Here is a 23348-nt window from a genome sequence, read left to right on the forward strand (position 1 = left end):
GCGGCGATAGCTCGACAGGCCGTTGCCGAACACGCGGCGGCAGCGCGCGGCCGGCCCTTCGTAGCCCTTGATATTGTTGAACAGCAGCGCCGGGCCCTGGCCGGGCCCCTGGGCAAGCCGCATGATCGTGCCGAGCTCGACATTCCAGTCGACGCTCGCGTCGATATCGCGCACCTCGCCGGCCGCTTCCAGCGCCTTGATCCAGCCGCGCAGATCGCCAAACGCGACCGGTTTACGTTGCACGCTCATTCCCATTCTCCACGTTTTTTCTTCGGCTCGGCACCCAATAGTGTGCAGATCCGTTACAGCAGATTGTGCTTCGTCATGAATTCCATGCTCAGACGATAACATTCGGCCGGGTGTTCGATTTGCAGCAGATGACCGCCTCCTTCGACGATGTCGTAGTCGTAGCCGCCTTCGATCGCGAGCGCCCGGTTTGCAGGCGCGGTGGCCGGAGCTCCCTTTGCATTCGGGTCGGCGCCGATGAGCTTGACCGGGCCGCCGAACTCACGGGCCTTCGGCCAAAGATTGAGCGTCACCGCGGCGGCATAGATGCCGGCCTCGTTCTCTGGATCGCAGACCAGGACGAAGCCGTCGCCGCTCGGATTCTTGCGCAGGACACTACGGGCCATCAGTTCGTGCTCGCCCTCGACCCAGTTCCGCGTCGCGCGCGAGGCAAGGTATTCCTGCGTCAACTCGTCGATGGAGACGAACGCGCGTCGGCGGTTGCGGGCAAATTCCGTCAGCTTGTTTTCGAAGACCTCCATCGCCGCGTAATTGGGATGGCCGGGAGGAGGGACGTCCGGCGGGTCGAACAGGATCAGGCCGGACCACCGCCAGCCGACCTCGATCGCATGCTTCATCGCCGTTCGCGCCGACATCGAATGGAAGATGCCGATAGTCGGCTTGGCGCCCAGTTCGGTTTGGGTCGTCTGAAACACGCGCTCGAGATCGCGTGTCAGTTGCTCGTAGGTGTGGTTCGGCGGATTGGCGGGCGTGTTCTGGCCGTGGTTGCGGAAATCGAAAATGACCAGCTCGAAATCCGGCAGGAACTGCCGCCAGTAAGGATAGTAGGCGTCCACGGCAAAGCCGTTGCCGTGCGACATCAGGATTCTCGCGCCGGCCTGATTGCCGTAGGTGCGGGCGCGAATCGCCGCGCCATCTTCGAGGGCCACTTCATAGCGTCTAAGTGAGGCGGGCAGTTGAAACGTCACGATTTTCTCCGAACGGACTGAAAGAACGAAAGCGTTTGCGGAGCGCCGCTACGGCGTGCCGGCAGGGTCCGCTTTGGGACGAGATGCAGCGGCCCGTGTAGCGTTCTTGATGATCGTCTGGATCGTCACCGAACGGAGCGTTGCCCACGTGATGCGATCGACTTCGTGCAGTACTCGGCCCAATTCGCCGACGACGGGATTGTGCTGCTGGTGCTCGGTGCTTTCCTCGTTTGGCCAGCCGGTTTCGAACAGACAGATAATGTCATAGACCGTCAGCCGGTTGGCGTTCGCGCAGAACGTGAATCCGCCGCCGGGGCCGCGCGCCGACTTGACGATCTTCGCCTTGGTCAGCGCATGCAGGACGCGCACCATGTGATTTTGCGACAGGTCATAACGCTCGGCCAGTTCCTGCGCGCGAACCTGCTCGTTCGCGCGCGAGGCAAGCTCGACGACGGCCCACAGTGCGTATCGTGTTGCCTGTTGCAGCTTCATAAGGATGAATTCCGGATAGCGGCGCCCTTTACGGGCGCTCGAGCTTTAGTTCGAGTTCGACGAACGGCCCCGCCGTCATTCCGAAACTGCGCAAGAAAGACATCAGCAAATGATCGTCGACTTCGATCATGGTTCTGATCGAGGCGGCGCCGTTCTTTGCGAAATGATCGATCATGGCTTCCATCAGGGCCGAGGCGACTTTCTGCTGTCGGTATTCCGCGGCCACCCCGATCGCATAAATCCAGCCGCAAGCAGGCGCGCGGACCGGCCAGGCGCGCAGGTCGCCTAAGGCATAGCCGATAATCTCGTCGCCCATCGCGGCGACGACGATTGCCAGGGTCTTGCTACCAGTTCTTTGGTGCGACAGATCGAGCCAAAAGTCAGGACGCTTGACGCCGGTGACTTTGGCGTCGAGTTCAATGACACTTGGCAGCTCGTCAGGCCGAGCCTCTCTGATCGTCAACCCTGCGGCGGTCATCAGCGTCCTTTCGCGCCATTGTAGGTCTCTAGCGAAACGCGAACAGTATGCCGCGGCCGGGAAGACAAATAAAGTATTTTGATACAAGAATACCTTTACTTGAAGTCGCGGCAGTTCTAAGGTCCGCGACAAGAGCATAAGTGAACGTCTTGCAGATCCGGTGCTGCAGGTGAGGGCCTTGTGACGCAGTTCGTTGGTGAGTCTGTCTTGCGGAAGGAGGACGCCGCCCTTCTGTCCGGGCGGGGTCGTTACGCCGACGACCTGCCGGTGCCAGCGGGCACCTTGCAGGCGCATGTCATCCGCTCACCGCGCGCCCACGCCGATATCGTCGCCATCGATGCCCGTGCCGCGCTCGAGCGCCCAGGCGTGCATGCCGTCATCACCGGCGAAGACGTCAAGAAGCTCTCCGATCCGTTCCTCATTGCGCTGAAAGCCCCGGTCAATCAGTGGTCGCTGGCGGTCGGACGTGTGCGCTATGTCGGCGAGCCGGTCGCGCTCGTCGTCGCCGACAGCCGGTATCTCGCCGAGGACGCCGCGGACGCGGTCCGCATCGATTATCGCGATCTGCCGGCTGTCGTCGATCCGATCGAAGCGTGCAAGGACGGCGCGCCGGTGTTGCATGCGGAAGCGCGTACCAACCAGATTTCCGTTCGCGAATTCAAGTATGGCGACACCGCCGCCGCCTTCGCCAAGGCCGACCGTGTGGTGAAGCTGACGACCACCTATCCGCGGCTCTCCTACACGCCGATGGAGTGTTACGTCGTGATCGCCCAGTACGATCCGGGGCAGGGCAGCTACGACGTCACCGCCAATTTCCAGGGGCCATTTAGCACCCATCCGGTCATGGCGCGCGCGCTGCGCGTCCCCGGCACCAAATTCCGCGTTCGTATTCCGCCGAACAGCGGCGGCAGTTTCGGCATCAAGCTGTCGGTCTTTCCGTACATGGTGCTGATGGCAATTGCCGCGCGCGTCACCGGTCGGCCGGTGAAGTGGGTCGAGGACCGCGTCGAGCATCTCGTTGCGGCGAGCTCCGGGCCGAACCGCATCACCGAAATGGAAGCTGCGGTCACCAATGACGGGCGCATCCTCGCGTTCAGGCTCGACCAGCTCGAAGACTACGGTGCCTTCTTGCGCGCGCCGATGCCCGGGCCGCTTTATCGTATGCACGGCTCGGTGACCGGCGCCTACGACATTCCCAATGTCGACGTGGTCAACCGCGTCGTGGTCACGAACAAGATGCCGGCTGGCCTGATCCGCGGATTTGGCGGACCGCAGCTTTATCTCGCGATCGAGCGTCTGGTGCAGCGTATCGCGATCGAACTCGGCCTCGATCATCTCGATGTTCTCAGGAAGAACCTGATCCCGACGACGAAATTTCCGTACAAGACCGCCGCAGGCTCACTCTACGATTCCGGCGACTATCAGCGGAATGTCGAACTGGCCGTGGGTGACGGGCGGCTCGAGGAATTGAAGAAGCGCCGTGATGCGGCGCGCGCCGCCGGCCGACATTACGGCATCGGGTTTGCCGCCATAGTCGAGCCGGGCATGTCGAACATGGGCTATCTGTCGACGCTGCTGACGGCCGATGCGCGCGAGAAGGCAGGTCCCAAGAACGGCGCCGTATCGATGGTGACCGTCGCGGTCGACCCGCTTGGCGCCGTGTCGGCAACCGCGGATGTGACCGTGCAGGGGCAGGGTCACGAAACAGCGATATCGCAGATCATCGCCGATCGGCTCGGCCTCAAGCCCGCGGATATCGCGGTCAATCTCGAGCTCGACACCGCGAAGGATCAGTGGTCCATCGCGGCCGGCACCTATTCGTGCCGGTTTACGCCGGGGACCGCCGTCGCCGCGCACACCGCGGCCGGGCAGGTGCGGGACAAGCTGGCCGCCATTGCCGCCAAGCAGCTCAACGTCCTGCCGGACGACATCGAATTCGCCAACGGCAAGATCGGCAGCCGGCGCAATCCCGACAACGCCATCCCGTTCGGCCGCGTCGCGGGCACGGCGCATTGGTCGCCAGTCATGCTGCCAGAGGGCATGGCGCCTGGGTTGCGCGAAACCGGCGTGTGGTCTCCGCAGGAACTCGAGCCGCCGTCGAGCGACGATCGGATCAATACATCGCTGACCTATGGCTTTGTCTTCGACATGTGCGGCGTCGAAATCGATCCGGTTACCTATCAGGTGCGCGTCGATCGTTACGTCTCGTCGCATGACGCGGGCAAGCTGATCAATCCGATGCTGGCGGAAGGCCAGATCCGCGGCGCCTTCGTGCAGGGGATTGCCGCGGCGCTCTACGAAGAATTTGTCTACGACGAGACCGGCGCATTCCACTCGGGCACTTTTGCCGATTATCTGGTGCCGACCGCGGCGGAGATTCCGCCGGTAGAGCTGCTGCATATCGAGTCGCCGTCGCCATTCACGCCGCTTGGCGCCAAGGGTCTTGCCGAAGGCAACTGCATGAGCGTGCCGGCGTGCGTGGCGAACGCGGTTGCCGACGCGCTGGGCGTGAAGGATGTCACGCTGCCGGTTTCGCCGCGGCGCATTCATGAGTTACTCGCCGAGGCCGAGCCGCCACCGCCGGCACGGCAGCAGGCGCCTGTCGAGCCGGAAGAGAAGGCGGGTGGGCGTAAACTGCGCGGCCATGGCACCTTCGAGGTCGCCGCCGCACCTGCGGTGGTCTGGCGCTCGCTGCTCGATCCGGAGAGCCTCAAATCGGTCATCCCCGGCTGCCATGAACTCGAGCGGCGCGGCGAGAACGACTATCGCGCGCTCGTCTCGCTCGGGGTCGGTCCAGTGCGCGGCAAATTCGAAGCGACTGTCAAGTTGACAGACCTGGTGACGGAAAAGTCGGGCCGCATCGGTGGCACGTTGACCGGACCGCTCGGCGGTGCCGAGGGCTCGGGTCGCCTCGTGCTCGAAAAGACCGCCAACGGCACGAAGATCGATTACGATTATGTGGTCACGGTGAGCGGCAAGGTGGTCTCCGTCGGTGGACGTCTGCTCGATGGCGCGGCTGGTGTCATTATCCGCCAGTTCTTCGAACGTCTCGCCCGGCAGCTCAATCCCGAGTCCGGGCAGGGCAACGCGTCGGGGTCCGCAAGCGGGAAAAGCCTCTGGAAGAGGCTGTTCGGAGGGCGGTCATGAAGCCGCATCCGTTCGATTACGCCCGCGCCGAGACGATCGACGAAGCCATCGATCTTCTGGCTGAGCACGGGGAGGCGGCGCGCATCATTGCGGGCGGACAGTCTCTGCTGGCGATGCTCAATCTGCGATTGCTCGAGCCGGGTATCCTTGTCGATATCACGCGCATTCCCGAGCTAACGAATATCCGCGAGCACAATGGCAAAGTCGAAGTCGGCGCCGCCGTAACGCAGAACCGGTTGCTGGCGTGGCCGGACTTGAAAGAGAAGCTGCCGCTGCTGGCGGCCGCGCTGCCCTTCGTCGGGCATTTTCAAACACGCAACAAAGGCACCGTGTGCGGCTCGGTTGCGCACGCAGACCCGAGTTCGGAAATCCCGCTCACGCTGGCGACGCTTGAAGGCGAGGTGGTGTTGCGTTCGCGCAAAGGTACGCGCGTTCTCGCGGCACGCGAATTCCAGCGCGGCATGCTGATGACCGCGCGCCGGCCGGACGAAGTCGTGACCGCCGTGCGCTTCCCGGTTCACGCCGGCCAGCGCGCCGCGTTCCGCGAAGTCGCGCGTCGGCACGGCGACTTTGCCATTGTCGGGGTCGCGGCTGTCGCGGCCGGCGACAAGGTCAAGCTTGGCGTCGGCGGCATGGCCGGCCAGCCGGCCGTGCGCGAATTCTCGCGTGGTACAGACTTCGCTGACGCGATGAACACTCTGGCGTGGGAGCTCGAGGGCTACGAAGACATGCACGCGTCAAGCCGGATGCGACGGGATTTGCTGCGGCGCATGGGACCGCTCGTCATTTCGGAGGCGTTGCGATGAAGCAGTTCAAGCGCGACGAGCGACCTGTCATCGCCGTGACGCTGAACGGGCGTCGCGTTTCGGCTCCCGCCGAGCCGCGTATGCTGTTGAGCGACTTCATCCGACAGGCACTCGGCGCCACGGGCACCCATGTCGGCTGCGAGCATGGTGTTTGCGGCTGCTGTACGGTTCTGCTCGATGGAACCGCAGTCCGTTCGTGCCTCACGCTGGCGGCACAGGCTGACGGACGCGAATTGACGACCGTGGAGTCGCTCGCCGACCAGGACGGAACGCTCAATGCGCTGCAGAACGCGTTCCGCAACAATCACGCGCTGCAATGCGGCTTCTGCACGCCGGGCATCCTGATGTCGTTCACCGACTATCTGCGGCGTAATCCGAAACCGACGGAACAGGAAGTGGTTGACGTGCTGAGCGGCCATATTTGCCGCTGCACAGGCTACGCAGGCATCGTCGCGGCGGTTCTGGAAGCGACCGGAACGGCCGCACCGAAAACAGGAGGGAAATCATGAACAAGCCGCAGGAAACGCCGCAGTCCGGCACCAAGGTTTACGAGGAGCGCGTCACGATCGACGGCAAGAACGTCGTGCTTTCGCACAACGAGCCGCCGGTCATCAATGCTGGCGTGCTGGCGAACGCCGAGATCTTCCGAATGATCAACATTTTCGCGGAAAAGTTCTCGCCGAGCAACATCGACAAGGCCGACGGCACGCCGCTGCGTCTCTATACCTCCGATACCGTCAAGATCGACGTTTCGAAGCGCCGCAAGCACGACATGGGCTTCTGGCACCGCAACATCGACGCGCACGAGATCATCTTCTGCGTGAAGGGCGCGCTCAAGTGGGAAACCGAAATGGGCGTGCGCATCATGCATCCGGGCGACATGCTGCTGATCCCGAAGGGTATCGGCCACCGCTCGATGCTTTGCGAAGATTCAACCGACGACAATGTCCTCATCGAATTGAAGATCTCCGATGAGCTGACCTATGTCGGCGAAAACAAGTAAGCGAGTAGTAGGTAGCCGTGCAGACCGTTGACCTGATCGTCGCCAATATCGACTGGCTTATTACGGTGGATTCCGGGCGCCGCATCATCCGTGATGCGGCGATCGCTGTCGACGGCGGCAAGATCACCGCCATCGGCAAGACCGCGGAGCTCGCGAAATCGCACACGGGGCGCAAGACGCTCGATGGACGCGGAACCGTCGCAACGCCGGGGTTTGTCGATTGCCACCTGCATTCGTCGTTCCAGCTCTCGCGCGGCCTGGCCGACGAGGCGAATGCCCAGTCGTTCCTGTTCGACCGCATGTATCCGTACGAGGCGGCCCTCGACGCGGAGGACGTGCAGCTGTCGGCGACACTGGCTGCGGCGGAGCTGCTCAAGCACGGCGTCACCTGCTTCATCGATCCCGGCAACTATCATCCGGAAGCGTCGGTCGAAGGCATCATGTCGACCGGCATTCGCGCTCTCGTGTCGCGTTCGTCTTTCGACCTGACTAAGTCGGTGCTCGGTATCCTGCCGGAGCGAATGATCGAAAATACCCAGGTCGCCCTCGAGCGAGCCGAAGAGGTCCTGGAAAAGTACTGCAAGAGCGGCAATCCGCGACTGGGCGCCACCGCGTCCTTCCGCGGGCTCAACAATGCCTCCGACGAACTGATCGTCGGCCTCGACAAGCTGGCGAAGCGTTACAATACGCTGCTGCAAACCCACGCCTGCTTCAGCTATTCGACGCACGATTCCAGCGTCTCACGCACCGGGATGGCGGAGATCGAGCGGTTGGATTCGCTCGGCGTCATCGACGAGAGGATGCTGATCGTCCATTCCGGCTGGCTGGAGCCGGAGGAGGTGGCCATTCTCGCCAGGCGCAAGCCCTCGCTCGTCTGTGCGCCGAGCTCCAGCCTGCACAACGGCTACGGCAATTTCCTCGTCGGCAAGCTGCCGGAGCTGCTGGCGCTCGGTGTGAACGTCACGATCGGCTCCGACCACGCATCGTCGGGCATTGTCGACATGTCGCAGGAGATGCGGCTGGCCTGCTGCTGCTACAAGGAGACCCGCCTCAATCCGCGCGTGATGCCGCCGGAAACCGGGCTCGAAATGGCGACCTTGAACGGCGCCAAGGCGGCGCTGCTGAGCGACCGCATCGGCAGCATCGAGGTCGGCAAGGAAGCCGACATCGTCCTGTTCGATACGCAGCGGCCGGAATGGCAGCCGCTGATCAACCCGCTCGCGAACCTGGTCTACAGCGCCACCGGCGACTCGGTTCGGGACGTCTTCGTCGCCGGAGAGCACGTGGTGGCGGACGGAAGTCTGACCAAGGTCGACGAGATCAAGCTCTACGCGGATATCCCGAAGGCCGTCGCGCGGTTTGGCCGGCATCTGAAGATCGACGAGATGGTGCAATTGCGCTGGCCCGTGTCTTGACAGCGAGATCGATGCGGATGGCAGAAGGTTCGGCAGCGATGGCGACGCATGGTCAGGCGGCGGACGACCGGGTCGATACGATCCGCTATCCGTTCGCCGACTATCCGGCGCCGGGCGCGGCCATCGAAGTCGACGACGGGATCTTCTGGCTCTCCGTGCCGGTGCCCTTCGTCGGCCTCAAGCAGGTCAATGTGTGGCTGCTGCGCGACGGCGCCGGCTGGACGATGATCGATTGCGGTTACGGCGAGCCGCGGCTGACCGCGCAGATCGAGGATACCTGGCGCGCCGTTCTCTGCGGGCGTCCGATCACACGGCTGCTGGTGACGCATTTCCACCCCGATCACGCCGGCAATGCGGCCTTCATCTGTAGGCGCTGGGGCCTGAAGCCCTACATGACGCAAGGGGAGTGGTTCGCCGCGAACCTTGCGTGGCTCGATCGCGAGAGCGACGCGATCGCCGACAGAGGTGCCTTCTATCGCAGGCACGGCCTGCCGGCAGACGATGTTCGTCAATTCCTCGCCGAGGCCGTGCCGTACAAGGATGGCGTCAACCTGCCGAGCGAGTATCGCCGCATCCGCGAGGGCAGCTTCATCTCGATCGACGGCCATGACTGGCAGGTCGTCGTCGGCGAGGGACATTCGCCCGAGCACGTCTCGCTCTACGACAGCAAGCGGCGCATCCTGATCGCCGGCGACCAGATCCTGCCGGGTATTACGACCAATGTGAGCACCTGGCCGAGCGAACCGGAGTTCGACGCGGTCGGGGCGTTTCTGGCGACGTGCAGGAAGTTCCTGCCGTTGCTGGCACCGGACACGTTAATCCTGCCGTCGCACCGCAAGCCGTTTTTCAACGTGCACGCGCGGCTGCGCGAATTGGCGGTTCACCATGCGGAGCGGCTGAACCTTATTCTGGCGACGACGACGGCCGGGGATGAGATCTCAGCCGGCGACCTCATCGGTCCGTTGTTCAGATCGGGTCTCGACGGGCATTCTCTGGGGTTCGCGATGGGCGAGATCATCGCGCATCTGAACCATCTCGTCTCGCTGGGTCACATGTGCATGACGGAACGTGACGACCGTATTCGGTACAACCGCACGGGCACCGGCGTGCTCAAGTTACTGCCGGTCTTTCAATAGCACGACACGACTCCGCGTCAGGAAATCAACGAACAAAATTGGATGGTGAGACAATGGGTATGAGCGGACAGATCAAGAAGTCGGATCACGCCAACAAGCATTTGCAGGATTTGCGCGGCACCTTGGACTGGTTGCGCGCGCGGGGCGACCTGATCGAAACGACCAAGCAGGTCGATCCGGATCTGGAAGTCACCGGACTGCAGAAGCTGATGGACGGCGGCTGCCCTGTCGTCTTCGACAACGTCAAAGGCAAGCCGAAGCATCAGGTGCTCACCAATCTGTTCGGCGACATCAAGGTCGTGAACGCGATGTTCGGCTGGGCGGACGACAAGGATCGCACCCGGAAGCTCGCCCGCGCACTGTCGAAGCCGTTGCCGCCGGTCGAGATTTCGCAATCGGAAGCGCCGTGCCAGCAGGTCGTCATCGAGAATCCGAAGGACGTCAACGAACATCTCGTGCCGATCCGCCACACGGCGCTCGAGAAGGAACTGACGGTCGGCTCGGGAATCCGCTGCGTGTCCGGCGCGCAGTTCGGGGACGGCACCGACGTCGGCTACAACCGCATGAATTTCCGCTGGGGGAATGTCGGTACGTTTCAGATCTCCCCTGGCTCGCACATGTGGCAGGTTGTGAGCGAGGCGTACCGCCGCAAGGAGCGGGTGCCGCTAACGTTCTGCTTCGGCGTTCCGCCCGCCTGCACGCTGCTGGCCGGCGCGGCCTTCGACTACGTCATTCTGCCGTACGGTTGCGACGAGCTGGGCGTGGCCGGCGCGGCGCAGGGGTTCCCGGTGCGCGTGGTCAAGGCGCGCACGGTCGACGCCTGGGCGATCGCCGACGCCGAAATCGTGATCGAGGGTTATGTCGATCCGCAGGACCGGCGCTTCGAGACTGCTGAAGCGGAAGCCGACCAGACGCAGGGCCGCCACCACTTCCATCCGGAGTGGGCGGGTTACATGGGCAAGGCTTACAAGGCGCCCACCTTCCACGTGACTGCGATCACGATGCGCAAGGAAGCCAAGAATATCATCTACTGCCTCGGCGCGCATACGCTCGACGAGCACAACATCGACACGTCGATCCGCGAGGCGGCGATGTACGAGCTGTGCCACCGGCTGCAGCCGGGCATCATCCAGGACGTCAATATTCCCTACTGCATGACGGACTGGGGCGGCGTCATCATCCAGGTCAAGAAGCGCAATCGTCTGGAAGAGGGCTGGCAGCGCAACTTCCTGACCACCTTGCTCGCGACGTCGCAGGGCATGCGCGTGGCGATCGCGGTGAGCGAAGACACGGACATCTACAGCATGGATGAGGTCATGTGGGCGATCACGACCCGCGTGAACCCGCATACCGACATCCTCAATCCGACGCCGGGCGGCCGCGGCCAGACATTCATGCCGGCCGAGCGCATGACGGCGGGCGATCGCGAATGGACGGCGACCAATACGCGTTACGAGGGCGGCATGGGCATCGATGCCACCGTTCCGTATGGCTACGAAGAGGACTTCATGCGCCCCGTTTATCCGGTGGATCGCGTCAAGCTCACGGACTTCTTCACCAAAGAGCAGATCGCCAACGTAACCGGCCGCCTGTCCGGATGGACTGAGCTGCTGGCGAAAACCGGCCGTTGAGCCGGACGAGGAGGGCGCCTTGGACGACGTCTTTGGCGGCCACGAGCTTGGCATCCCGTATCAACCCGTTGCCGATCTCCTGGCCAAATATAACAAGCGGGACCCGAACAAGACGGCGATCGTCGATCTCGATCAGAATTCGTCGATCACGTTCGGCGATCTCGATCGCGTCACGACGCAAATCGCCGCGTTGCTCAAGCTGAAAGGGGCCAAACAGGGCAGCCGCATTCTGTTGCTCTCCGATGAATGCCTGGAGAAGCTACTGATCTGGCTGGGCGCCTGGCGGATCGGTGCGGTGGTCTGCCCGCTCAACGTCGAGATCAATGCCAATGTGATGGTGGACCTGACGAGGGCGGTGAACCCCGCGCTCGTTCTGGTCCACAAAGACCTGGATATGGCGGCGTTGGTCGGCGACCACCCGGCGCCCAGGATATCGTTCGGGGAATATACTGCCGGCGGTGCGTCGGGTCCTGGCGACGCGTTCTTCAAGGCGCTTCCCGGCGACGCGAAAGCCGAATCGATGCCGGAGCGTAACGAGCCGGGCGATGTCTGCTGCATCTTCTGCACCTCCGGCACGACGGCGCGGCCGAAGCTTGTTGTCTATAACAACGGGGCCTATTGGCTGAACGGCCTGTCCACGCTCGAATTCCTCGGGCTGAGCGAGAACGATAAAACCCTCGAGTATCGGTCGTTCGGCTGGAATTCCGCGCAGGTGCTCAGCCTGATGCCATTTCTGCAGAAGGGTTTGACGATGCATATCGCCAAGCGCTTCTCGCACAGCCGCTTCTTCGAGTGGATCAAGAACTACGGCATCAATTTTTCCGCCGGTGTGCCGACGGTCGTCAACATGCTGTTGAACAAGCCGTTGGGTTACACGGCCAAGGATTTACCGACGCTGCGCATGATGACCTGCAGCACGGCGCCGTTGACTGCCGAACAATGGGTGCAGTTCGAGGAGATGTATGGGCTTCGCCTGCTGCAGCTTTACGGCATGTCCGAGGCGGGCTGGGTCTGCGGAAACCGTCATTACAAGTTCAAGCTGGGCACCGTGGGCGTCCCCGCGCTCCATCAGGAATTCGAGATCGTCGATGGACAGGGCAAACCTTGTCCGATCGACGTCGAAGGCGAAGTGACGGCCGGCGGACCGCAAACAGCGGTGGGCTACCTGCTGGACGACGGCTCCATTGAGCCGATCAAGCCGAAGCGCATCAAGACCGGCGATCTCGCCATCATGGACGAGAACGGCTTTGTCCGGATTTCTGGCCGGACAAAGGATCTCATCATTCGCGGCGGAATGAATATTGCGCCGCTCGAGATCGATGCGGTCCTGATGAAACACCCTGACATCCTCGAAGCGGCGGCGGTCGGCGTGCCGGACAAGATCTATGGCGAAGAGGTCGTCTGTTACGTCGTTCCTAAAAAAGCCGGCGTGACGGAAGAGGGCGTGCAGGAGTTCTGCAAGTCCTATCTGCCGCCTCCGAAGATCCCCAAGCGGGTTGTCATCGTTTCCGACCTGCCAAAGAACGACCGCGGCAAGGTCGTCCGCGACAAACTTCGCGAGGATTGGGCGAAGCGCGTCAGCACCGTAACCGCGGCATGGTAAAGCAGAACAGAAAAAACGAAGGAGGAGCAACATGCACAGGAAGATCGGGTTAGCTGCCGCGTTGGCACTATTTTGCCTTGCGACGGCTGCGCAGGCCGAGACCTGGCCGTCGCGGCCCATCCGCGCGATCGTGCCGCTCAGCGCGGGAAGCGCCGTCGATATCATTCCGCGAATCGTCTTCGAGCAGGTCTCCAAGCAGATCGGCCAACCGATCGTCGTGGAGAACCGGGCCGGGGCAAGCGGGACGATCGGGGCACGGGCCGTGGCCACCGCGGAACCGGACGGCTACACGATTCTGGCGACGTCGTCGGCTCTCGTCATCTCGCCGTCGACCGTGCCGAACGTCCCCTACGATCCGGTCAAGGATTTCGAGCCGATCGCTGCGCTCGGCAACCTGCCCAACGTCCTCGTCGTTTCGCCGACGGGGCCGTTCAAGACCATTCGCGAATTCGTCGAGACCGGAAAACAGCGCCCGATCACATACGGCAGCATTGGAGTCGGCAGTCCGGTCCAGTTGGCACTGGAACGTCTGAGACTCAGCGCGGGGTTCAAGGCGCAGGCGGTCTTCTTCCGCGGTGCGCCTGAAGCTCTGCTCGATACGATGGCCGGACGTATCGACACTTATTACTCGCCTTTGCTGCCGGCGTTGCCGCAAATTCAGCAGGGCAAGCTGCGCGCCCTTGTGGTCAGCAGCCCCGAGCGCGCGGCGACGCTCCCGGATGTGCCGACGTCGGAAGAGGCCGGCTATCCGAATTCGAGCTACCGCTTCTGGATCGGACTTTTTGCACCGGCAAAAACGCCGGCCGCCATCGTCGATCGTATGAGCGACGAGGTTGAGAAGGCGCTCAAGGACCCAGGCGTCCGGGCGAAGCTTGCCAAGCTTGGCGTGCAACCGATGCAACTGGGTCACAAGGGCTTCGCCGAGTTCGTGAAGGACGATTACGCGAAAACGACCGAGCTGACGAAGGCCGCCGGCATTGCGGTGAAGAAGTAGCGCAAAGCCAGCAAGCTCACGCGCGAAGCCTCGTGCGCGGCGGGACTTGCAAGGGTGGGAGAGGGCATGTCCGGAATGCGTGATCATGACCAGAGGCGGCGAATGGTGGTCGGCATCACCGGCGCCTCGGGCATCGTCTATGGCATACGTCTGCTCGAGTTATTGCGCGATTGCGGCATCGAGAGCCATCTGGTCATGTCGCGCGCGGCGCAGACTACGCTCGCCTATGAGACCAGCTTCAAGGTAGCGGAGGTCGAGGCCCTCGCCACCGTGACGTATCCGATCAATGATATCGGCGCGGCTTGCTCGAGCGGCTCGTTCAAGACCATGGGCATGATCGTCGCCCCTTGCTCGATCAAGACAGTCTCGGAAATCGCCACCGGGACCACCAATAATCTTATTTCGCGTTCCGCCGATGTCGCCCTGAAGGAGCGGCGCAGGGTCGTTCTGCTCCTTCGTGAGACGCCATTGCACCTCGGCCATATCCGAAGCCTGGCGGCGGTCACCGAAGCGGGCGCGATCGTCTGCCCGCCAGTGCCGGCATTCTACGCCAGGCCGCAAAACCTTTCAGATATGATCGAGCATACCTTGGGTCGTGTCCTGGATCTGTTCGATATCGAGATCGGTACGCTGCGTCGGTGGACCGGCGAGAAGACCCGGGGCGGCAAAGAAGGCGCGAAGATGCACCGCGTCGAGACAGGAGAAATCTGAACGTCGAGATCGGCGGGGGGCGGCGAGCTGCGAATAAAGCCAAACAAAATAAACAGGCGGAGGAAAACGACATGCGCGCGGATACGGCCTTGCAACGTGACGCCTGCTCAACCGGAATTGTGCGACGTCTTTCACTCCTATCGTCGGGCATGACCCGACATGCTCTCGCAGCCACCGTCGCGTTCGGCCTCTTGTGGAGCGCAGGCGCGCGTGTGGCTCGTGCCGACGAATGGCCCGCCACCACCATTCGTGTGATCGTGCCGTACACGGCGGGCAGCGCGGCAGATGTCGTGCCTCGGATCGTTTTCGAAGAGGTCAAAAAGGAACTCGGTCAGGCCGTCATCATCGAGAACAAGCCGGGAGCGAGCGGGACGATCGGCGCGCGGCTCGCCGCGGAGGCGCAGCCGGACGGGTATACCTTCTTGGCCGCTTCCTCCGGTTTCACGATCGCGCCGGCGACATTCCCCAACCTGTCTTACGATGCCGAAAAGGATTTCACCGGTGTGGGGTCGCTGGGCAATCTGCCCAACGTGCTTGTCATCTCGCCGCAAAAGCACATCAAGACGGTGCAGGAACTGGTGGCGGCGGCCAAAAAGGATCCGGTCACGTTCGGGTCGACCGGCGTCGGCGGGCCGATCTATTTGACCATGCAGCGGTTCCGTCATGCGGCCGGTTTCCAGGCTCGCATCATTCCATTCAAGGGTGCGCCGCAGGCACTGACGGAGACGATCGCCGGGCGGATCGACGTGTATTACTCGCCGCTGCTGGCTGCCCTGCCGTTCATCCGCAGCGGACAACTGCTGCCGCTGACCGTCAGTAGCAACAAACGTGTCTCCGCGTTGCCTGACGTTCCGACGAGCCTTGAGGCGGGCTATCCCGACTCAAACTATAACTTCTGGATTGGTGTCTTTGCTCCCGCGAAGACGGCTCCCGCCATCGTCGCGCGGATGAATGCGGCGATCCAGAAAGCGCTCGCCACTCCGGACGTCGCCAAAAAGCTCGAGACGATCGGCGTGCAGCCGTTTCCGATGGGCGTGAACGATTTCAACGCGTTCGTCCGGCAGGAGCTCAAGACCAATGCGGAGCTGGCGAAAGAGGCCGGCATCGCCAAGCACTGATCAGCGAAGTTGGTATTCGGAAGGGAAGCAGAATGGACGCCAAAACCAACCAGAATAAGACCGAAGCCACGGCGACGGGTCGCTCCTACCCAGATCTGCACGACCATATCCGTGCCATCGAAGAGGCCGGGATGCTGGTCAGGGTCGATCGGCCGATCAACAAGGACACGGAGATGCACCCGCTCGTGCGGTGGCAATTCCGCGGTGGCATCGAGGAGAAGGATCGCAAGGCGTTTCTCTTCACCAATGTGGTCGACAGCAAGGGCAATAAATATGACATCCCTGTTCTCGTTGGCGGCTTGGCGGCCAATCGGGAGATTTATCGCCTCGGGCTCGGCTGCGCCTTCGAGGAAATGGATGCCCGTTGGATTCGCGCCACCCAAAATCCGCTGCCTCCCAGGATTGTCGAGAATGCGCCGTGCCACGAGATCGTGATCACTGGCGACGATCTCGATAGGCCCGGTCAGGGCCTCGATGGGATTCCTCTGCCTATTTCAACGCCCGGCTGGGACATTTCGCCTTACGCGACGCTGTCCCAGTACATCACCAAGGATCCCGAGACAGGGATCCAGAACATGGGCAACTACCGCGGCCAGGTGAAGTCGCCGCGGCGCCTCGGCATGAACCCGTCGCTCGAATTGCGCCCCGGCATCTACAACCATTGGCAAAAGCTCCGCGAGCAAGGCTTCAAGAAATTACCGGCTGCGGTGGTGCTGGGTGCGCCCCCGTGCGTGACATTTGCGTCCGTGCAGAAGCTGCCGGAAACGTTGGATGAACTCGAGGTGGCTGGCGCCCTTGTCGGTTCTCCTCTGAATGTGGTCCGCGCCAAGACCGTCGACCTGCTGGTGCCTGCCGAGGCGGAGATCGTGATCGAAGGGTTCATCGACACTGAGTATCTCGAGCCCGAGGCGCCGTTCGGCGAGTCACACGGCCACATCAACCTGCAGGAATTCAATGCCTTCATGGACATCACGGCGATCACCCGCCGCCGTGACGCCGTGCTGACGTCAATTATCTCGCAGGTGACGCCGTCGGAATCGAGCCTGATCAAGAAGATCGGCATGGAGCCGCTTTTCCTGAATTTCCTGCGCAACACGCTGGGCATCAAATGCGTGAAGCGCGTATCGCTGCACGAGCCGTTGACCAATATTCGCAAGGTGCTGTTGCTGGTCATGGATCGCGATGCGCCGACGACTGAAATATGGCGCGCACTCTATGGTGCGGCGGTGCTGCACCGTGCTGCCGGCAAGTACGTCATCGCGATCAACGATGACATCGACCCCGAGAATACCGACGCGATTTTCTGGGCGATGTCTTACCGGGCCAATCCCAACCTCGATTTCCACATTCTGCCGCACCGCGACCAGGGGCATGGCCCGCGCAGCCAGCGCAACGGCGGGCAGGACGGCTCGGTCCTCATCGATGCGACCTTGAAAGAGAAGTTCCCGCCGATTTCGTTGCCGAAGCGCGAATACATGGAGCGGGCAAAACAGATCTGGGAGGAGCTCGGGCTTCCCAAACTGAAGCCCGAGGCACCGTGGTTCGGTTACTCGCTGGGCGAGTGGTCGCCGGAGCTCGACGAGGCAGCTGCGCGCGCGGCTCGCGGGGACTATTTCGAGACCGGCAAGGAGATCGAAAAGCGCCGCCGCAAGGACCTGACGATGAATACGGAAGTGCGGACGGTGAAGGAGTAGCGGTCAGCCTCATCGGCCGCCGCACACTCGATGCAAGCGAGCGGGAGCCGGCGTACCGGCCCCCGCGTCGCGCTTAGTTCTGCAGATGGTTCTCAACGACGATCGTCTTGTTGGCGACCGTTTCGCTCTTGATCCGCTTTTCGAAGGCCGGGAGGCTTTCGGATGCGGGTACCGCACCGAAGCTGGAGAACTTTTTGGCGACATCCGGTTCGGCAAGAAGCGCCGTCAGATCGGCATGGAGCTTCTTGACGATGTCGGCCGGCACGCCGCGCGGGACGAACAGACCGGCCCAGACAGAATAGTCCGAATTCGCGACTCCCTGTTCGGCGATCGTCGGCCAGTCCGGGGCCCAGGGGATGCGCTGGGAGGACGCGACTCCGAGAACCCGCAATTTCCCCCCTTTGATCATGCCCATGACACCGGCCATGGCGTTGAAGCCGACGGGCACCTGCTTGCTCGCCGTGGCGAGGGCGGCCGGACCGCCGCCGCGATAGGGTACGTGCTGCAGTTTGATGCCGGCTGCCTTTTCGAAGGTCACCGCCGCGAGATGCGGTGCGGTACCGAGCCCCGGCGAGGAATAGCTGATTGCTCCGGGCGTTTGCTTCGCGGCGGCGATCAGGTCCTTCAATGTCTTGTAGGGGCTGTCGGCGGGCACGACGATGCCGACCGGATTGATCGAGACGATTCCGACCGGCAAGAGCTCGCCGGTGAAGTGGTTTTCCGCGCCCTTCTGGATGAAGGGGGTGGTCGTAACCTCGGGGCTGGATGCCATCAGCAGAGTATAACCGTCCGGGACCGCACGTGCAGCCATCGCATCGGCGATCATGCCGCTCGCTCCGGAACGGTTATCGACGACGACCTGCTGGTGCCACTTCTCGCTCAGCTTCTCGGCGACGACGCGCGCTGCTACGTCGGTGATGCCGCCCGGCGCCCAGCCGACGAGCATGCGAACGGGCTTGTCGGGATAATCTGACGCGGATGCGCTGCCGATCAGGCAAAGCATCGCCGCCACACTCAGAATAGCACGCATATGTCCTCCCTTCGTTGAAGCTTGTTGTTATGGCTTGGCTGTTGTCTATCTATTCGCTGGCCTTCTCTCCGGGCTTCCGCACACGGATGGCTGCGTCGCCATCCATGGCCATCTGTCGACTGCTGTTCGAAATCGGTCCTGCCGCCGATCTTTCGGTCAGGTCAGAGATCGAGATACGGGTCGTTCATCCGCTTGTCCTTGCGGCGCTTCTGAATGAGCTCCTCTCCGGTTTTCCAATATTCACCGCGGGTCGCCCGATCCGCCTCCATCTGGAATTCCTGCGGCCACTGCCCCAGGGCATAGCCGAACCAGGGCATCTCGGGCTTCAGCGCCGGCAGTCCAAGTTCATTCCAGATCTTCTTGGCATTCTCCATGAACTCGCGTGCCGGAAGCGAGATCGGCGGGAAGGGCCGCTTCAGCATGGCATTGATCAGCATTGCCGAGTCGGTCGCTTCGTAGTGATTGTCATCGGCGCCGGTGCGCGGTCCGTGGCCCATGTCCTTGTGGTCGAGGACCCGCATGTCCTGGTGCGGCCGCATGCGGTACGACATCGCCCAGAACACCATGTCGAGGTTTTCCGGCTCGATGTCGTCGTTCACCGCGATGACCATTTTGCCCACCGCCGAGGAATATGACGAGGCGCCGTAGAGCGCACGCCAGACCTCGGCCTCGAGTGTCCCGGCTTCCATCTGGATGATGATCAGCTTGCGCAAATTGGTCAGCGGCTCGTGCATGAACACGCGCTTCACGCCGCTGATATTCAGATGGTGCCGCAGGTGATGCAGGAAGGCGGGCTCGTAAGCGACACGCTTGATCAGGCTCGATTCGCTTGGCGTGACCTGGCTGATGATGGAAACGAGCACGGCATCTTTGCGGCGCGTGATCGCCGTCACGTCCATGAAGGCATTGTATTCCTTCAGGTTCATGTAGCCGTGCGATTCGCCGAAGCTGCCTTCCGGCTCCAGCCATTCCGTGTCGATGTAACCCTCGATGACGATTTCGGATTCGGCCGGCAGGATGATGTCGACCGTCTTTGCCTTGCAGACGCGAATGGGGGCATTGACGAGGCCGCCCGCCACCGCGAGCTCATCGAGATGCTTGGGCAGCTTGTGAACCGATGCGTAAGTGATCGCCGGCGGCGCGCCCAGGACCACGACGGCCGGCATCCGTTCACCGCGCGCCTTGTATTTCAGCCAGTGTTCGTAGATGCCCTGGTTCAGTTCGACCTCGGGATTCATGCCGATCCGGGTCTGGCCCTTCACCATCGCGCGATAGTTGCCGATGTTCTGTAGCCCCGTATCCGGGTCCTTCGTGATGAACATTGAGCATGAGGCGTAAGGTGCGTTGTCGAAGCCCGGCGTCGAAATCGGAATCGGAAGCGCGTCGACGCCTTTGCCGCGCTCGAGCAGAGCAGGGCCCTCGATGACGATCTCCTGGCAGCTTGGATTGTCGACCATCACCGGCGCGATGTGATGCTGCTCGGCCCGGTCCCAATTCTCCTTGATCTTGTCGACGGCGCAGCCGATGCCGACGCTGTAAATATCGCGGTTGGACGCCAGAATGCCGACAGCGACCGGCATATCGAATTTGCGCCCGGTGCTGTCGACGACGTTCTCGAACAGAAACGCCTTGCGTTGATCTTCCGGTATGCCGCCGCGAAATTGCCAGCGCACCAGCGGATGCATCTCGGTGTCTTTGTTGATTGGTCTTTTTACACGCAGCAGCAGGCCATTCTTCTCAAGTGCGGCAATGTGAGCGTGCAGATCCGGATATCCGAAATTGTCCATTGTTCTCCCCGGGGGCGCGACGAATGGCGCGATGCTACTAAAGCCTCTATCCAAAATAAATGCATTCCTGTATCATAATGACAGTTTTCAGTTGGTGAAAAACTGATCCTCGCAAGGATTGGTACCGGTCAGAATAGGGAGGGGTGATCTATGGAAACGTGCCGCTACAGGTCGGCTGCCGGCCGGCTTTTCTTCGGTGCAATGCTCGCGGCCTTTGTCGCCGGTCCAGCTTGGGCGCAGTCACCGATCCTCATGAAGCTCGGCACTCCGACCCTGAACGATGGCCAGCACGAATTCCTCAAGCGATTGGCGACGGCGATCGAGAAGGATACCGGTGGGCGCATCAAGGTCGAGGTCTATCCGGCAAGCCAGCTTGGTCCCATTCCGCGCGAGATCGAAGCAGTCCAACTCGGCGCCATTCAGGGCTTCATCTCTCCGGCCGAATTTCTCGAAGGCGTCGATCCGCGATTCCAGGTACTGAGCGCGCCCGGCATCTTCAAGGACATGAACCACGTCGACCGCGTCGTGAAAGATCCCGAATTCCGGAAGGAGTTCTACAAGGTCGGCGCCCAACGCGGTCTCCGCGTGTCGGAGGCGTTCTTGAGCGGCCCGACCGCAGTCAACACCCGCAAGCCCGTTCGCCACATTGCCGACCTGAAAGGTCTCAAGCTTCGCGTCCTGGCGTCGCCGATACAGATGGAGCCGGTGAAGGCGCTCGGTGCCACACCAGTCCCGCTGTCGCTCGGCGACGTTCTGCCGGCGCTTCAGCAGGGCGCGATCGACGGCGTGATGTCGGTCATGCCGGTGCTTGCCGCGATGCACTATTACGACACGGCCAAGTATGTCAGCGAGACGAATCTCTCGTATGCTGTCAGCACATTCGTAATCAGCAGCACCTGGTTCAATCATTTGCCGCCGGACCTGCAGAAGATCGTGAACGACGATACGCTGCGCGTCGGCGATCAGATGCATCCATGGGTGGTCGACTTCTACTACGCGCAGAAGAAGGTGTGGAACGCAGCGGGCGGCGAGGTGATCGCCATTTCGGATGAAGAACGCGCGAAGGCTTCGCCGCCGCTGGTCGCGGTCGCGGCCCGTGTCGCGGCTTCCAAGCCGCCCGTCGAGGCGATGTACAAGGTGCTGGAAGCCGCCGCCAAGCGCACGCAATAGGCAGAGCGGGCTTCACCGGACGACACGCGTGCCGGTGAAGCCCCTTTATTGCCATCGACCAGAATTCGGAGCGCACGATTGTGTTGGGCGGGCTTCTGAATGCAGGCAAATGGGTGATCCGCGCGGCTGAATATATTTCCGCCACGTGCCTCGTCCTCGGCTGCACCATCAACTTCGTCAATATCCTCGGCCGCTACTTCTTTCATGCCCCGATCGTCTGGGCGGAAGAGATCATTCAGTTCATGATGATCGCCGGTGTGTTTTTCGGCGCTCCGATCCTGACGCTGCGTCGAGCCCATATCCGGATGGATATGATGCTCACGATTTTCCCCGAGTCTCTGCGGCGGGGCGCCGACGTTTTCGGCCAGGTTGTTCTTGCGGGCGTGTGTTGCGCGATCATCTGGCTGGGCGTGCCAGTGATCATGCAGTTCATCGACTTCGGTCAGGTGACCGATGCGGCAGCGATCCCGGTCGCGATTCCGCAGAGCGTCATTCCCATCGGCTTGTTTCTGGTGATCGTCGCCGTGATCGTGAATCTCCTCGAGCCGGCGCCGACCGCATTGAATCAATCAGAGCCCTGACGCGATGTCCCACATCCTTTTCATCGTCCTCCCGATTGTCCTGCTGGTTCTGGGATTGCCGATCTTTCTCGTCCTTCTGACGACGGGCCTCTTTATACTGCTGACGAGCGGAACACCGGCAGGCGTGGTGCAGACCGTGCTGTTCGGGAGCTTGGGAAGCTACCCGCTCGTCGCCATTCCGTTCTTCATCCTCGCCGGCGAGATCATGGGGCAGGGCGGAATTGCGAAGCGGATCGTCGCCTGGGTGATCTCCATCGTCGGCGGCGTGCGGGGCTCTCTGGCGCTCGCGACGATCGCGTCATCCGAGATATTCGGTGCCATGTCCGGTTCCTCCGTCGGCTGCGTCGCCGCGGTCGGGCGCCTGCTTTTCCCGGCGCTCCGCGATAACGGCTACGGCGATCGCTTCGCGGTCAGCCTGATCGCGTGTTCCGGCGCGATAGCGATCATCATTCCGCCGTCGATCGCCATGATCATCTATGCCGTCACGGCCCAGCAATCCCTGACGGTCCTTTTCACCGCGGGCATCATTCCTGCGATCATGATCGGCGTGATGGAAGCGGCCTTCGTGCTCGTTTACGCCCGGATCAAGGTCGTGCCGGTCACCGACAAGACGCGGTGGAAGAATATCGCCGCGGCCACCAAGGATGCAGGCTGGGCACTCGGCACCATCGGCATCATCTTCGGCGGCATCTATGGCGGCATCTTCACGCCCACCGAGGCCGCGGGCATTGCCGTCGTCTATTCGGTCGTCATTGCCAAATTCGTTTATCGGGAGATCACGTGGCCGGACCTCGGCCGTATCGTGATGAGCGCGGCCAATCTTACGACCCAGATCCTGCTGATCGTCGCCGGCGCCGGCGTCTATTCCTGGCTGCTGACCACCAGCGGCATTCCGCAGCAGCTCGTCAATTATATCAGCGCGCTCGACGCCGGGCCGGTCGTCACTTTGCTGCTGATGAACATCATCCTGCTGTTTGTCGGCAGCTTCCTCGAGCCGCCGGCGGCCATCCTGATCCTGGCACCGCTCTGCGTGCCGGTCGCCGAAGCCATGCACATCAGCCCGATCCATTTTGGCGTCATCTTCGCCGTCAACCTGAGCATCGGGATGTTCATGCCGCCGTTCGGTTTGAACATCTTTGCCGCCCACCTGATGTTCAAGATGCCGATCACGAAAATTTACAAGGGAGTCATTCCGTATTTGGTCATCAATCTGATCGCGTTGATGATCATTACGTATGTTCCGATCGTGTCGATGGCGCTCCCGAATCTCTTGAAGTAGTTTCGCCTCCGCGTAGCGGCGGCGAAGAACGAGGGCTTGCCGGCCAGTCATAGCGCGGA

Annotated in this window: 20 protein-coding genes and 1 pseudogene; 15 read left to right on the forward strand and 6 right to left on the reverse strand. The window is 62.1% G+C overall.

What is annotated here, in order from left to right; genetic code table 11:
• The 4 genes and pseudogenes from VGV41_RS07175 to VGV41_RS07190 form a co-directional block, all read right to left on the reverse strand.
• Positions 1 to 249: pseudogene (locus tag VGV41_RS07175) on the reverse strand (hypothetical protein); the annotation flags it as partial.
• A gap of 53 nt (positions 250 to 302) precedes the next feature.
• Positions 303 to 1175, reverse strand: coding sequence for an alpha/beta hydrolase (locus VGV41_RS07180; protein ID WP_326863082.1), 873 nt, complete (start codon positions 1173 to 1175; stop codon positions 303 to 305).
• A gap of 87 nt (positions 1176 to 1262) precedes the next feature.
• Positions 1263 to 1706, reverse strand: coding sequence for an Rrf2 family transcriptional regulator (locus tag VGV41_RS07185; RefSeq protein WP_326863083.1), 444 nt, complete (start codon positions 1704 to 1706; stop codon positions 1263 to 1265).
• A 28-nt stretch (positions 1707 to 1734) separates the two neighbouring features.
• A complete protein-coding gene (locus VGV41_RS07190; RefSeq protein ID WP_326863084.1) occupies positions 1735 to 2184 on the reverse strand; it encodes a GNAT family N-acetyltransferase in 450 nt (149 codons plus the stop codon).
• A gap of 207 nt (positions 2185 to 2391) precedes the next feature.
• Between VGV41_RS07190 and VGV41_RS07195 the strand changes: the two genes are divergently transcribed.
• The 12 genes from VGV41_RS07195 to VGV41_RS07250 all read left to right on the forward strand — a co-directional run bounded on the left by VGV41_RS07195 (position 2392) and on the right by VGV41_RS07250 (position 17442).
• Positions 2392 to 5331 (forward strand): xanthine dehydrogenase family protein molybdopterin-binding subunit, encoded by a 2940-nt coding sequence (locus VGV41_RS07195; RefSeq protein WP_326863085.1) that lies wholly within the window; start codon positions 2392 to 2394, stop codon positions 5329 to 5331.
• Positions 5328 to 6137, forward strand: a complete 810-nt coding sequence (locus tag VGV41_RS07200; RefSeq protein ID WP_326863086.1) for an FAD binding domain-containing protein — start codon at positions 5328 to 5330, stop codon at positions 6135 to 6137. Before VGV41_RS07195 ends, VGV41_RS07200 begins: the two co-directional genes overlap by 4 nt.
• Positions 6134 to 6646 (forward strand): (2Fe-2S)-binding protein, encoded by a 513-nt coding sequence (locus tag VGV41_RS07205; protein ID WP_326863087.1) that lies wholly within the window; start codon positions 6134 to 6136, stop codon positions 6644 to 6646. Before VGV41_RS07200 ends, VGV41_RS07205 begins: the two co-directional genes overlap by 4 nt.
• Positions 6643 to 7140, forward strand: a complete 498-nt coding sequence (locus VGV41_RS07210; protein ID WP_326863089.1) for a cupin domain-containing protein — start codon at positions 6643 to 6645, stop codon at positions 7138 to 7140. Before VGV41_RS07205 ends, VGV41_RS07210 begins: the two co-directional genes overlap by 4 nt.
• Positions 7141 to 7157: 17 nt before the next feature.
• Complete coding sequence (locus VGV41_RS07215; protein WP_326863090.1) at positions 7158 to 8555, forward strand: amidohydrolase family protein; 1398 nt, start codon at positions 7158 to 7160, stop codon at positions 8553 to 8555.
• A gap of 38 nt (positions 8556 to 8593) precedes the next feature.
• On the forward strand, positions 8594 to 9691 hold the full coding sequence (locus VGV41_RS07220) for an MBL fold metallo-hydrolase (protein ID WP_326863092.1): 1098 nt from the start codon (positions 8594 to 8596) through the stop codon (positions 9689 to 9691).
• Positions 9692 to 9750: 59 nt separating this feature from the next.
• Entirely contained in the window at positions 9751 to 11322 is a 1572-nt protein-coding gene (locus VGV41_RS07225; protein ID WP_326863093.1) for a UbiD family decarboxylase, read from the forward strand.
• Between the two features lie 19 nt (positions 11323 to 11341).
• Positions 11342 to 12925, forward strand: coding sequence for a class I adenylate-forming enzyme family protein (locus VGV41_RS07230; protein ID WP_326863094.1), 1584 nt, complete (start codon positions 11342 to 11344; stop codon positions 12923 to 12925).
• Between the two features lie 31 nt (positions 12926 to 12956).
• Positions 12957 to 13919, forward strand: a complete 963-nt coding sequence (locus VGV41_RS07235; protein WP_326863096.1) for a tripartite tricarboxylate transporter substrate binding protein — start codon at positions 12957 to 12959, stop codon at positions 13917 to 13919.
• A gap of 75 nt (positions 13920 to 13994) precedes the next feature.
• The gene (locus tag VGV41_RS07240; RefSeq protein WP_326863147.1) at positions 13995 to 14630 is read left to right on the forward strand and encodes a UbiX family flavin prenyltransferase; all 636 of its coding nucleotides are present in this window, start codon (positions 13995 to 13997) and stop codon (positions 14628 to 14630) included.
• A 71-nt stretch (positions 14631 to 14701) separates the two neighbouring features.
• Positions 14702 to 15748, forward strand: a complete 1047-nt coding sequence (locus tag VGV41_RS07245) for a Bug family tripartite tricarboxylate transporter substrate binding protein (protein ID WP_326863097.1) — start codon at positions 14702 to 14704, stop codon at positions 15746 to 15748.
• 32 nt (positions 15749 to 15780) lie between these two features.
• Positions 15781 to 17442, forward strand: a complete 1662-nt coding sequence (locus VGV41_RS07250; RefSeq protein WP_326863098.1) for a UbiD family decarboxylase — start codon at positions 15781 to 15783, stop codon at positions 17440 to 17442.
• A 73-nt stretch (positions 17443 to 17515) separates the two neighbouring features.
• Here the strand turns inward: VGV41_RS07250 and VGV41_RS07255 are convergent, their stop codons facing one another.
• Together VGV41_RS07255 and VGV41_RS07260 are read right to left on the reverse strand one after the other, a co-directional pair.
• Positions 17516 to 18472 (reverse strand): tripartite tricarboxylate transporter substrate binding protein, encoded by a 957-nt coding sequence (locus tag VGV41_RS07255; protein ID WP_326863099.1) that lies wholly within the window; start codon positions 18470 to 18472, stop codon positions 17516 to 17518.
• 161 nt (positions 18473 to 18633) lie between these two features.
• A complete protein-coding gene (locus VGV41_RS07260; RefSeq protein ID WP_326863101.1) occupies positions 18634 to 20259 on the reverse strand; it encodes a UbiD family decarboxylase in 1626 nt (541 codons plus the stop codon).
• A 252-nt stretch (positions 20260 to 20511) separates the two neighbouring features.
• On the opposite strand from VGV41_RS07260, the gene VGV41_RS07265 reads away from it, so the two are divergent.
• The 3 genes from VGV41_RS07265 (at position 20512) to VGV41_RS07275 (ending at position 23289) form a co-directional block, all read left to right on the forward strand.
• The gene (locus tag VGV41_RS07265) at positions 20512 to 21429 is read left to right on the forward strand and encodes a TRAP transporter substrate-binding protein (protein ID WP_326863102.1); all 918 of its coding nucleotides are present in this window, start codon (positions 20512 to 20514) and stop codon (positions 21427 to 21429) included.
• An 83-nt stretch (positions 21430 to 21512) separates the two neighbouring features.
• On the forward strand, positions 21513 to 22010 hold the full coding sequence (locus tag VGV41_RS07270) for a TRAP transporter small permease (RefSeq protein WP_326863103.1): 498 nt from the start codon (positions 21513 to 21515) through the stop codon (positions 22008 to 22010).
• A 4-nt stretch (positions 22011 to 22014) separates the two neighbouring features.
• The gene (locus VGV41_RS07275) at positions 22015 to 23289 is read left to right on the forward strand and encodes a TRAP transporter large permease (RefSeq protein WP_326863105.1); all 1275 of its coding nucleotides are present in this window, start codon (positions 22015 to 22017) and stop codon (positions 23287 to 23289) included.
• Positions 23290 to 23348 lie beyond the last annotated feature (59 nt).

This window comes from Pseudolabrys sp. (genome assembly GCF_035943735.1).
GTDB lineage: Bacteria > Pseudomonadota > Alphaproteobacteria > Rhizobiales > Xanthobacteraceae > Pseudolabrys.